The organism is Bacillus sp. FSL M7-1020 (genome assembly GCF_038050415.1).
GTDB classification, from domain to species: Bacteria; Bacillota; Bacilli; order Bacillales; family Bacillaceae_G; genus Bacillus_A; species Bacillus_A toyonensis.
Window position 1 is genome coordinate 2,636,117 of sequence record NZ_JBBOTW010000001.1, and the last position, 12,091, is coordinate 2,648,207.

Annotated in this window: 10 protein-coding genes and 1 other annotated feature; of the genes, 5 read left to right on the forward strand and 5 right to left on the reverse strand. The window is 34.9% G+C overall.

Annotation, left to right across the window (positions count from 1 at the left end; all coding sequences use genetic code 11):
* Window positions 1-130: 130 nt before the first annotated feature.
* Window positions 131-1,366 carry a helix-turn-helix domain-containing protein gene (locus MHB70_RS13455; protein ID WP_016514006.1) on the forward strand — a complete coding sequence of 412 codons (1,236 nt, stop codon included), beginning with the start codon at window positions 131-133 and terminating at the stop codon, window positions 1,364-1,366.
* A 212-nt stretch (window positions 1,367-1,578) separates the two neighbouring features.
* Window positions 1,579-2,772, forward strand: coding sequence for a nucleoside transporter C-terminal domain-containing protein (locus MHB70_RS13460; protein ID WP_000545491.1), 1,194 nt, complete (start codon window positions 1,579-1,581; stop codon window positions 2,770-2,772).
* Window positions 2,773-2,852: 80 nt separating this feature from the next.
* Here the strand turns inward: MHB70_RS13460 and MHB70_RS13465 are convergent, their stop codons facing one another.
* Both MHB70_RS13465 and proB read right to left on the reverse strand, forming a co-directional pair.
* On the reverse strand, window positions 2,853-4,100 hold the full coding sequence (locus MHB70_RS13465; RefSeq protein WP_061529519.1) for a glutamate-5-semialdehyde dehydrogenase: 1,248 nt from the start codon (window positions 4,098-4,100) through the stop codon (window positions 2,853-2,855).
* A gap of 105 nt (window positions 4,101-4,205) precedes the next feature.
* A complete protein-coding gene (proB, locus tag MHB70_RS13470; protein ID WP_000744732.1) occupies window positions 4,206-5,309 on the reverse strand; it encodes a glutamate 5-kinase in 1,104 nt (367 codons plus the stop codon).
* 143 nt (window positions 5,310-5,452) lie between these two features.
* Window positions 5,453-5,663 (reverse strand) — a binding site (T-box leader).
* A gap of 340 nt (window positions 5,664-6,003) precedes the next feature.
* On the opposite strand from proB, the gene proC reads away from it, so the two are divergent.
* The gene (gene proC, locus MHB70_RS13475) at window positions 6,004-6,822 is read left to right on the forward strand and encodes a pyrroline-5-carboxylate reductase (protein ID WP_001041316.1); all 819 of its coding nucleotides are present in this window, start codon (window positions 6,004-6,006) and stop codon (window positions 6,820-6,822) included.
* 214 nt (window positions 6,823-7,036) lie between these two features.
* Here proC and MHB70_RS13480 read toward each other — a convergent pair whose 3' ends face one another.
* Both MHB70_RS13480 and MHB70_RS13485 read right to left on the reverse strand, forming a co-directional pair.
* A complete protein-coding gene (locus MHB70_RS13480) occupies window positions 7,037-8,677 on the reverse strand; it encodes a M20/M25/M40 family metallo-hydrolase (RefSeq protein WP_000049536.1) in 1,641 nt (546 codons plus the stop codon).
* A 76-nt stretch (window positions 8,678-8,753) separates the two neighbouring features.
* Window positions 8,754-9,503 carry an IclR family transcriptional regulator gene (locus MHB70_RS13485; protein WP_000250754.1) on the reverse strand — a complete coding sequence of 250 codons (750 nt, stop codon included), beginning with the start codon at window positions 9,501-9,503 and terminating at the stop codon, window positions 8,754-8,756.
* Between the two features lie 264 nt (window positions 9,504-9,767).
* Between MHB70_RS13485 and MHB70_RS13490 the strand changes: the two genes are divergently transcribed.
* Both MHB70_RS13490 and MHB70_RS13495 read left to right on the forward strand, forming a co-directional pair.
* Window positions 9,768-11,192, forward strand: coding sequence for an amino acid permease (locus MHB70_RS13490; protein ID WP_000195517.1), 1,425 nt, complete (start codon window positions 9,768-9,770; stop codon window positions 11,190-11,192).
* Window positions 11,193-11,579: 387 nt separating this feature from the next.
* Window positions 11,580-11,927, forward strand: a complete 348-nt coding sequence (locus tag MHB70_RS13495) for a VOC family protein (RefSeq protein WP_000589583.1) — start codon at window positions 11,580-11,582, stop codon at window positions 11,925-11,927.
* A gap of 10 nt (window positions 11,928-11,937) precedes the next feature.
* Here MHB70_RS13495 and MHB70_RS13500 read toward each other — a convergent pair whose 3' ends face one another.
* On the reverse strand, window positions 11,938-12,081 hold the full coding sequence (locus MHB70_RS13500; RefSeq protein ID WP_000058621.1) for a hypothetical protein: 144 nt from the start codon (window positions 12,079-12,081) through the stop codon (window positions 11,938-11,940).
* Window positions 12,082-12,091: the final 10 nt, after the last annotated feature.

Consider the following 12,091-nt stretch of genomic DNA (forward strand, 5'->3'; position numbering starts at 1 on the left):
CCTCCTAAAAAACATATAAGTAAACGCTTTCTTAATGATATTATAGTTATTATCTTTCAGATATTATGGTATATTTTTTAGACTACTTGTAAAAATTTTAGCTATTTTTTAAAGAATAGAGGTTAAAATAATGAATTGCTCCAAACGAGAAGATCTATATTATATTTGTAAGCTAGTCTTTGATCTACATAAAACACCTATCTATTTTCTTACTAACAAAGGAGATTTAGTATTTGAAATCTCGTCCAATATTCTGCATAACCCTATGTATTCTTCCAAAGAGGCAATACTGAATGAACTATATAAGGAACAGCCTTCCTATACTTTTCCGTCACTAGTAGAGACCGCCTTTCTCGAAAACTTTTTCGCAATTCATCTGCGTTTGAACGACCAAATTAGTGGGAATATAATTGTTGGACCAGTCCTTTATTCCAGGCTATCAGAAACATCAATTAATGGCATTGTTAATGATCTTCAACTAAAAATAAACAAAGAAGAAATGATTCGATATTATCGTTCTCTACCCGTATTAAATAATATGAGTTTTTTAAATGTAAGTTTAGTGCTTTATTACATGCTATATCAGAAACAGTTGGACATAGCTGATATACTGCAGAAAAACATGCTAATAAAAAAGGCGGAATTCGAAATTGAACAGCCTGATGTACATATATCAGAGCAACGACAAAGTACATTAACTCATATCGATCCACTAGCCGAGAGGAAAATATTTGAATGTATTAAGCAAGGGAAAAAGGAGGAGTTAATTAAAAATCTAAGGAGATTACCTGAATCAGGAGAACTTGGGGTGTTATCAAAGACAAGTCACCTGCGAAGCCAAAAGAATTCTGCCATTGCAGCTATTACACTTGCAACTAGATCTGCTATTGAAGGCGGAGTTTTCCCTGAAATCGCATATACTATTAGTGATTTATTTATACAAAAACTCGAAGAAATACATAAAAATGAAGCAATACCCCCTTTTTTAGAGAATGCTTTACTTGAGTTTGCAGAACGTGTCAAAAATAGTACAATGCAGCAACATTCAAAACATATAAACGTATGTCAGAATTATATATTCACTCATCTTTATGGTGATATTACACTAAATATCCTTGCAGAAATAGTCACATTAAACCCTAGTTATTTATCTTCCCTTTTCAAAAAAGAAGTTGGAATTTCTTTAAATGAATATATTCAGCGTGCGAAAGTCGATGAGTCAAAAAAGTTAATGACATATACGAGACATTCTATATCCGAAATTTCTACAGTACTAAATTTTCACGACCAAAGTCATTTTACAAAGGTATTTAAAAAACATACTGGTATTTCGCCTAAACAATTTAAAAATGGATGCAGTTATTAGTTATCCTCCGTTCCGTCAATAGATTTAATTTGTTGCTTTACATTCCTAATACATATACTTTATAAAGCGAAAACATTAATTGTTAGTACATTAATTGAAATAGATGAATGCTAAACATAATTCACATTCTTCATAACTCCTGATTATAATCCAAATTTGGAAGAATAGAGGCTTTTTTATATACAAATAATAAGCCTCAAGGAGTTGTTGACATGCATTTCATATTAAATATGTTAGGGATTTTTGTTGTAATATTAATCGTCTTCCTTTGTTCGCCTAATAAAAGAAAAATAAAATGGAGACCAATCGTTATTCTAATCATATTGGAGCTTTTTATTACGTGGTTTATGTTAGGCACCAAATTGGGCAGTATTATTATTAATAAAATTGCGTCATTTTTCAGTTGGCTACTATCGTGCGCGAATGAAGGTATTCGTTTTGCATTTCCTTCAGCTATGGAAAATCAAACAGTTGATTTCTTCTTTAGTGCCTTACTTCCTATCATTTTTGTTATCACTTTTTTTGATATCCTTTCCTACTTTGGAGTCTTAACTTGGATCATTGATAAAGTTGGTGCACTTATTTCTAAGATTTCTCGTTTACCAAAGTTAGAAAGTTTCTTTTCCATTCAAATGATGTTTTTAGGAAATACGGAAGCACTTGCGGTTGTTCGTGATCAATTATCTGTTTTAAAAGAAAATCGTTTGTTGACTTTTGGAATTATGAGTATGAGTAGTGTTAGCGGATCCATTCTTGGTGCTTATCTATCAATGGTTCCAGCAACATATATTTTCAGCGCTATTCCTTTAAACTGTATTAACGCATTAATTTTAGCTAATGTTTTAAATCCTATTGAAGTTACGAAAGAAGAAGATGTTGTTTATAAACCTTCAAAAAATGAAAAAAAAGATTTCTTTTCTACTATTTCAAACAGTATGTTAGTCGGAATGAATATGGTAATCGTTATTTTAGCTATGGTAATTGGATATGTAGCTTTAACAGCATGTTTAAATGGTATTTTAAGCTTTTTTGTAGCAGGTTTAACAATTCAAAAAATCTTCTCCATTATCTTTAGCCCCTTTGCTTTTTTACTCGGTTTAACAGGTAAAGATGCTATGTATGTAGCTGAATTAATGGGAATCAAAATCACAACGAATGAATTTGTTGCCATGATGGATTTAAAATCAAACTTAAAGTCTTTACAACCGCATACGATTGCTGTTGCAACTACATTTCTAGCCTCTTTTGCTAACTTTAGTACAGTAGGTATGATATACGGAACTTACAATTCATTATTTGGCGGAGAAAAATCATCAATAATCGGTAAAAATGTTTGGAAGCTTCTTGTTAGCGGAATGGCTGTTTCCTTGTTAAGCGCTATGCTCGTGGGGCTTTTTGTGTGGTAAATCAATACTTATAATAACGAAAGACACCTAAATGAAATTGGGTGTCTTTCGTTATTATTTCACTTTTTCCTTTATAATTTTTATCCCCGAATCTGTCCATTCCCACGAATCACATATTTTGTAGAAGTTAATGCAGGAAGTCCCATTGGTCCCCTTACGTGTAGCTTTTGCGTACTGATGCCAATTTCTGCGCCAAATCCGAATTCAGATCCATCCGTAAAACGAGTCGATGCATTATGATAAAGTGCTGCGGCATCAACGGATGTGAAAAACTTGCTGACGTTTTCCTCGTTCTCTGTAATAATCGCTTCGGAATGCATAGATCCATACGTATTTATGTGATGAATCGCTTCTTCTACTGTAGAAAGGACTTTAACTGCTAGCGTGAGAGATAAAAACTCAGTTTCCCAATCCTCTTCTGAAGCTAATGCAATAGAAGAATCAATTGCCAATGCTTTCTTATCACCACATAGCTCCACGCCTCTTTCCTTCAATAAAGAAAACAGTTCGCTACCAAATTGCTGCGCCCACTTTTCATGAAGTATAATCGTTTCAATTGCATTACATACAGATGGACGCTGCGTTTTTGCATTTATAATAATATTAAATGCCATTTGTTTATCCGCTGTTTCATCAATGAAAATATGACAATTTCCCGCACCTGTTTCAAGTACTGGAACAGACGCTTCTCTTACTACAGTATCGATTAATTGCTTGCCACCTCTTGGGATAAGAACATCCAAGTAGTCATTTAATGTAAATAACTGCTTCGCGCTATCTCGCGTCGTATCTTCTATGAGCTGTACACTTTCTTGAGGCAAGCTCGTTTGTTTGAGCGCTCGGTGAATTACAGCAACGATCGCTTTATTAGAATGGATAGCGGAAGAACTACCACGCAATATGACTGCATTTCCTGTTTTCAAACAAATTGTAGCAGCATCTACTGTCACATTCGGCCTTGCCTCGTAAATCATCCCGACAACACCAAGTGGTACTCGCATCTCCTGAATAGATAGTCCATTTGGTCTTTCCCATGCACTTACACATTCCCCAACAGGATCACGTAAATCAATTAGCTGCTTAATTCCCTCAGTCATATCAATGATACGTTGTTCATTCAGCATAAGACGATCAAGGAGTGACTCAGAAAATCCTTTTGCATTACCTTCTTCAATATCCCGTTTGTTTTCCTCTACAATATAAGCTGTTTCTACTATCAACTGATCAGCAATTGCGGTAAGTGCTTCATTTTTTTGATTTGTAGATGTAAGCACAAGTTCTCTAGCAACCTCTTTCGCTTTTTTCCCCTTTGCCAACACTTCATTCATTTTTATTTCCTCCTTTTTAAAGGTTAATCAGTATATTATTTGAGAACCATTTAACACGAGTATCTAAAACTTACCTGCCCATTCAAATTTGCGTGCTCTCTTTTCTTAAAATGAAACCCAATGATCTCTATGGATGACTTCATAATTATGCCTTTCGCCTCTTGCTTGAATATCTTGGCTTTTCATACCTTTTAAATTCCTTAGTTCCTCCGCGCTATATGTGCATTGTCCTTTTCCTATTACGCGCCCTTGTTGCGTAATTACTTCCACGACTTCACCCACTTGGAAAAATCCTGACACATTTGTAACACCAGCAGGAAGAAGGCTCTTTCCATGTTGAATGATAGCAGTAGCTGCCCCGGCATCTACTTCAATTTGACCGCTAACAAGCGAATGCAAGGCGATCCATTGCTTGTTCATTTTAATTACTTTTTGAGGAGCATTACCGATATACGTTCCATCACCTTTGCCCTTCAAAACATCTAAAAACTTTTCCTGTCCACGTCCTGTTCCGATAAATACACTCACTCCAAGAGATAGTGCCGTCTTTGCAGCATCGATTTTTGATTTCATACCGCCAGTTCCAAGTTTTGAACCAGCATCTCCAGCAAGAGAAGCGATTTCTTCCGTAACTTCAGGAAGAAAATAATATTTTTTCGCATCCGTATTTTTTTGAGGATTTTTGTCATATAAACCGTTCACATCCGTAAAAATCATAAGCATATCTGCCGACACAAGTCCGCTTACTAAAGCTGACAGCATATCATTATCACCGAACGTCAGCTCCTCTAAAGAAATGGAATCATTTTCATTGATGATAGGAAGAGCGGAACGGTTTAGTAGCTCTCCTAAAGTAGCGTACGCGTTACTGTATTGTTCTTTTCTAGAAAAATCACTTCTCGTTAATAAAAGTTGTGCAGTAACAATATCATATTTACGGAACTCCTCTGTGTACGCCTGCATTAATAAACTTTGTCCGACAGCTGCTGCAGCCTGTTTCCCTTTAGTTGTCACTGGTCTGCTAGGATACCCAAGAGCAGAAAAACCTGCTGCGACGGCTCCAGATGTAATTAACAAAACTTCATGCCCTTCCTGTTTCAGTCGTGCCAATGCGGCAACGTGATCTGAAAGTTGTTCTTTAGAAATGCCTCCATGACTATCTGCCAAGGAACTACTCCCTATCTTTACAACAATTCGTTGTTTTTTCACTTTTGTAACCCCCAAGTCTAAAATCAAAGTTTTTATACATTACACTTCTATTCATTCAGTTTGCAGCTATATTTATTCTCATCCATGCTGCCCTGTAGTATGAAAGAGCAAAATAAAAATGACCGCTTCGCCCTTAATAAAATAATAAGGACGAAACGGTCATTGTTCCGCGGTACCACCTTGATTGATATACATAGATATCCACTTGACGCCTATAACGCAGGCGAACGCCTAAACTTTCATTTAAGACTCAGGGATAGGTTCGATACATTCTATACGAGGAATCTTTCAGCCGGTGAATTCCACTCTCTTTCGTAAGAAGACATATGTACTAATTCCCTTCAACGATTTTCGATCTGATTTTTTTATATTATGCGATATAGTTCGATTCGGTGTCAAGAGGTGTTTTTAAAAATAAATAGAGCCGCAAGTTACTTGTATGAAATTATCGCCCTACTGAATGAAAATAAAAATTGATATAAGTTTAACTCATATTCATAAGCATAAAACCTTAAATTATAGTGTATATATTTACATAATGTCGAATATAATTAATTTTTATCTTTTAGTGTTGCAAAAAGGAATATATTCTCTTAGAATGTTTCTTTATATTGCACAGGGATGTTATTCTTATTCTAAGATAATAATATCAAACCGATATAATTAATTATAAAAGGAGCAAGATCGAGTTATTATGAACAAACAAATTGGATTCATCGGATGCGGAAATATGGGGATGGCTATAATTGGCGGTATGATAAACAATAATATAGTATCTTCAAATAAAATCATGTGTTCAGATTTGAACACTATGAATTTAAAAAATGCTAGTGAAAAATACGGGATAACTACAACTACTGACAACAATGAAGTAGCTAAAAATGCTGATATTTTAATTTTATCAATCAAACCAGACTTATACTCCTCCGTAATTAATGAAATAAAAGAAGTAATCAAAAACGACGTTATCGTCGTAACAATCGCTGCAGGGAAAAGCATTAATAGTACTGAAGATGCCTTTGATAAAAAATTAAAGGTTGTGAGAGTAATGCCTAATACTCCTGCTCTTGTTGGAGAAGGAATGTCTGCTTTATGCCCTAACGAAATGGTTACAGAAAAAGATTTAGAAGATGTACTAAACATTTTCAATAGTTTTGGTCAAACAGAGATCGTAAGCGAAAAATTAATGGATGTTGTAACATCTGTAAGTGGTTCTTCGCCAGCATACGTATATATGATTATAGAAGCGATGGCAGATGCTGCTGTACTAGATGGTATGCCAAGAAATCAAGCATATAAATTCGCAGCTCAAGCTGTGTTAGGTTCTGCAAAAATGGTATTGGAAACAGGAATACATCCAGGTGCATTGAAAGATATGGTTTGTTCCCCAGGCGGAACGACAATAGAGGCTGTAGCAACATTAGAAGAAAAAGGCTTGCGAACAGCCATCATTTCAGCTATGCAACGTTGCACGCAAAAGTCTATTGAATTATCTAATCAAACTAAAAAGTAAACACTAATTACAAACTGTTTTTGACTATATACACATGTAGTTTACATACCCCTATTTTCGCCAAAAGATAAACGGACAAATTCATAAATGATTGAGTTTGCCCGTTTTGTTTTTATTATATTAAAATAATTATATTCAAATCCTCTTTTTGGCTTCTATTTCTATACCTTCTGAATGTTATGTTTTCCATTCATTCACTTTTATACACACCTAACTATGACTGAGTAATTTTATTAGATACAAGTAATTTTTCAATACATATCGGTAACATATCGAATAGCGTTTCAAATGCGTAATTTACGTCTAGACGCTCTGTCCATTGATGTGCATCTTTTCCTACCGGCCCCATATTTAATACTGGAACGTCAAACTCTTCTAATTCCTGAAGTGGAATTGAATAGCCTTTATCCCATAATGGCATATTGTCTACAAGAGAACTCATTGAATCCAATGGGTTCTGTAAGCCCACATAGCTTAAATCTGAAATTCCTCCAAAATAATTTTGATTTTCAAATGTAATGCTATGATTGTATTGGGCATACTTTTCCATTTCTACAACTACCTCTTTAATGAAAGGATTGTTGCGTGAACTCACAGCTGGATAGTACGGCGGAGCGAAGAAAAGTACAATCATCGGCGCTTTTTCTTTACATAATATAGCTAATTTATCAACTAAATCGATTGTTACTGCACGATCATCTTTATCTTCTCTATTTTTTATAATATTAGATTGAATATCATTTATTGTCTCTTTTCCATGTTGTTCAATTGCATACGCGATAAGCTCTTCATACGTTAATACATTTACTTTAAGATTAGGAGGTATGAACGGATTATATTTAGAAAAACGATATGCTTGCTTCTCGTAAGACTCTTCGATTTTCTCTGCTACTTTCGTTACTTTTTGACGCAGCAACGAAACGACATCTGTCATCGATTTTTCTAGTAAAAACAAATTAAATAGTGTGACTGCACGATGCGGAATTTGTACAGAATAGTCCTCTTTTAAGTCTCTTTGAAGCAAGTTAGTTGGTGGAGGACTCGCTTCACCATCTACAATATCACAAAGGTCCGTATTCAACTCTAATTCTGCTGTTAATAATGCAGCCATATAACTCCCATTTAAGCCTGCAAAAGGTTCACCTACATGTGTCTCTTTTCCATAGCAAAGGAAACCAGGTAACACCTTCCCAATAGAACCAGTATAAATATACTTATTTTGGTCCCCAGGATGCCTTGAAAACATAGGCTCTGAATTTAGAACCGTTTTAAATTCTAAATCATGTTCTCTTGCTAAATCTAATAATCTCGGAACAGCTGCTCTCATCCCTACGGAGTTCACTTCTTCATCTGGAACAGCTAATAAAAGAACATTCCCATCAAATCTTCCTTCACAAGCTTGCTCAACCATTGCCATTTGTAAAGCTAGACCACATTTCATATCCATTGTCCCTCTACCAAATAGCCAATCTCCCTGTTCTATATCTTCACGTACATGATCTGGTAGTTCATCTTTATGAGAGTAAAACATAGATGTTAACTTTTTAGGATGAAATGCATCTTCTTTCCACACTCCATAATCTTGTACATCTACAACATCAAAATGACTAACAAGAATTACAGTATTTTTCGTACTATCACTTTTCTTTACTAGGGCGGTAACAAAATATCGTCCATCCCCCGTCGGATTTTTTTGCAAATGATGCGGATTTTGTTTGAAATACTGTAAGTCAGATAATTGTTCTACAACAAAGTCTGGTAATATAACTTCAGCTTCTGAACCTGTAATACTAGGAATTTCAACAAGATTGCTTAATAACTGAATCAATTGTTCTTTTGATTGCCACTTTGACATAGTAACCCCCCCTATTTTTCCGCATTATGAAAATCAATTCCAATATATGAATAAAAAATAACGACAGTTATCAAAATTATAATTCTGATGTACTGCCGATTTTTATTGAAATTTCATGAGCTGCTTCTTTTACCTTACTAATAAGAAAAGATAGTCGATCATCATTAATACGATGACTAATTAACCCAACACTTAATGCTCCTACTACTTTATGATTGAATCCGATAATAGGTGCAGCTACTGAAGCTGTCCCTTCTGTTTTTTCACCATAACTTACAGCATATCCTTCATTTTCTATTTGTTTTATTTGATTAAGAAGAATTTGCTTTTGTTCTGGTAAAGAAGAAAGTAATTGTTCTACAATGTATTCCATTTCATTCGTTTTCATATTGGCAAGCATCGTTTTATTTGCGGCGCCAATCGAAAGTGGAATCTGTTCCCCTAAGTTATCGATAACCCGAATTTTTAAAGGGCTATCAATTCTTTCAATAATAATAGAATGAGTTCCATTTGGAATGTTCAAATAGACACTTTCTTCCACTTCAGCGGCCAATCGCTTCATCACTTCCCTTGCAACAGATCTATAGTCTACCTTCTCCAATTGACGTAATCCTATTTCCATCCACATTGGCCCAATCTTGTACTGCTTTGTTTCTGAAATTTGTGTAACTAACCCATGCTCCATTAGAGAATTAAGTAATCTATGTACTGTACTAACCGGAAGATGTGTTCCATCAGCTATATCAGAAATAGCCCAATACTCTTTTTCATTTGTAGAATTTAATAGCTTAATAATACTTATCGCTCGATCAATGGACTGTACCATAATTCGCCTCAACTTTACTTGTAGTATGTTTAGCCTAATTAACTATCAATTTATCAAAAATTCAAACTGAAATCAATCAATTTATTTAATTTTCAAAATAAACAAAAGATACGCTATCAACATTTTGAAAACGCAAACAAAAAAATATTGACTTTTCTTTTTAATTATCTGAAAATTATAACAATATTTCACATCACGGAATACATTCCATAATACGGAAAAACATCAATTTTCATACTACCAATTTTGAAAGTGAGGAAAACAATGACGCAAGTAAACAATACAAACAATGAATTAAAGCGCACAATGAAAAGTAGACATTTATTCATGATTGCACTCGGTGGTGTGATTGGAACGGGGTTATTTAACGGATCTGGTTTTATTATAAGTAAAGCTGGACCTGGCGGATCCGTACTTGCCTTTATGGCCGGTGGATTATTAATGTATCTCGTTATGCTATGTCTTGGTGAGCTTGCTGTAGCCATGCCTGTTTCAGGTTCTTTCCAGGAATATGCCACCAAGTTCATTAATCCTGCAACTGGGTTTACAATCGGATGGTTGTATTGGTTAAGCTGGGCGAATACGACCGGTCTTGAATTTACAACTGCCGGAATTACGATGCAGCGCTGGTTTCCTGATATTCCTGTCTGGGTTTGGTGTTTAATATTTGGTGTTACCATATTCACTATAAACGCATTATCTGCTCGTAGTTATGCAGAAACAGAGTTTTGGTTTTCAAGCATTAAAGTATCTGCCATTATCGCTTTCATTATTCTTGGCGGCGCCGCTATGTTCGGTTTTATTGATTTAAAAGGAAACGAACCAGCCCCGCTATTTTCAAATTTCATAAATCACGGTGGTTTATTCCCAAATGGACTTGCCGCTATCCTATTAACAATGGTTACAGTCAATTATTCCTTCCAAGGTACAGAACTTGTCGGAATCGCAGCTGGTGAAAGTGAAGATCCAGCAAAGACTTTGCCTCGTTCTATTAGAAATATTATATGGCGCACGATGTTTTTCTTCGTTTTAGCAATTTTTGTTCTCGTAGCTTTAATTCCTTGGGAAGAAGCAGGATTAACAAAGAGCCCATTCGTTGCTGTTTTTGATAATATCGGTATTCCGTATGCAGCTGATATTATGAACTTTGTTATTCTTACCGCTGTTCTTTCTGTCGCAAACTCAGGACTGTACGCCGCAACTCGCATGCTTTGGTCATTATCAAAAAATGAAATGGCGCCAGCCTTTTTAAAGAAATTATCATCACGAGGAATACCACTAAACGCTTTAATCTTGACGATAGCTATTTCTGCTTTTTCTCTTTTGACAAGCGTGGTAGCTGCTGAAACGGTTTATTTATGGCTTATTTCAATTTCTGGAGTCATTACAATCATTGTTTGGATGTCAATTTGTGTTTCTCAATTCTTTTTCCGTAAACGCTATTTAGCTGAAGGTGGAAAATTAGAAGACTTAAAATTCAAAACTCCACTTTATCCACTTGTACCCATTCTTGGTTTTGGATTGTATGGCATTATATTAGTAAGTCTTATCTTTATCCCCGATCAAAGACTAGGAATCTACTGTACTGTACCATTTATCATCTTTTGCTACACTTACTATCACTTTAAGATTAAGAAAAAAATCACCAGTAGCACTCATAAAGAAGGTAAAATTAGCGAACCTTTGTAGTACTGTACGATACAGAGAAGACCGCGCATGGATTTCACCTCATGTGCGGTCTTTTATCATTCCTTCATTCATTTTCTCAGGAACAATTCCCCTATTTCTTCTATACTATTGAAATGATTATTTATAGCACTTCGTGTTTTGAATTGTTCAGGAGGTTTTTGCGTTCAAGTGTTATCCTCAAACGGGTCAGTATTGCTACACTCCTTTCCTTTACTTTGGTTTCAAAGATGATGTCGGTATAATTAATGTAGGAAATGCTGTTAGCAATTATTATTTTTTTATTGTTCATAAGTTGATGCTTTTCCTTACTATTACCACTTTGTTTTGATATATTAAATTTATACTACGTCACATTAAAAATTTTAAAATAGACAGGAGTTATATAAGATGATCAAAGGATTCGGAGGAATATTTTGGAGAACTAAAAATATTGATGTTATAAAAAAATGGTACAGCGAAGTATTGAAGATTGAAATAGAAAATTGGAATGGGACTGTGATTAAACCCGAATCAGGAACTGAGACTATCTTTTCTTTCTTCAATGAAGATGACAATTATTTTCCAACAGAACAACAAGTGATGTTAAATTTCCAAGTACATAATCTACATGAGACTATTCACCATCTTGAACAAATTGGTATACCTCTTGAAAAGAAAGAAGAGGTTAGTGAATTTGGAAAGTTTATTTGGATTAAAGATCCTGAAGGACGACTCATCGAGCTTTGGGAGAAATAGTCGATTGTAATCATTCGCTATTAAGATAACGGATAATTTCGTTCAGCCGATGTCTTCGGCTATCCATAATAGATTCCTGTTGCAAATTTGTAGCAGGCTCTATTTTCACTTCATCATTTTCATTTAAACGAGAATCAATTATCCTTAACGACATTTCCTAATCC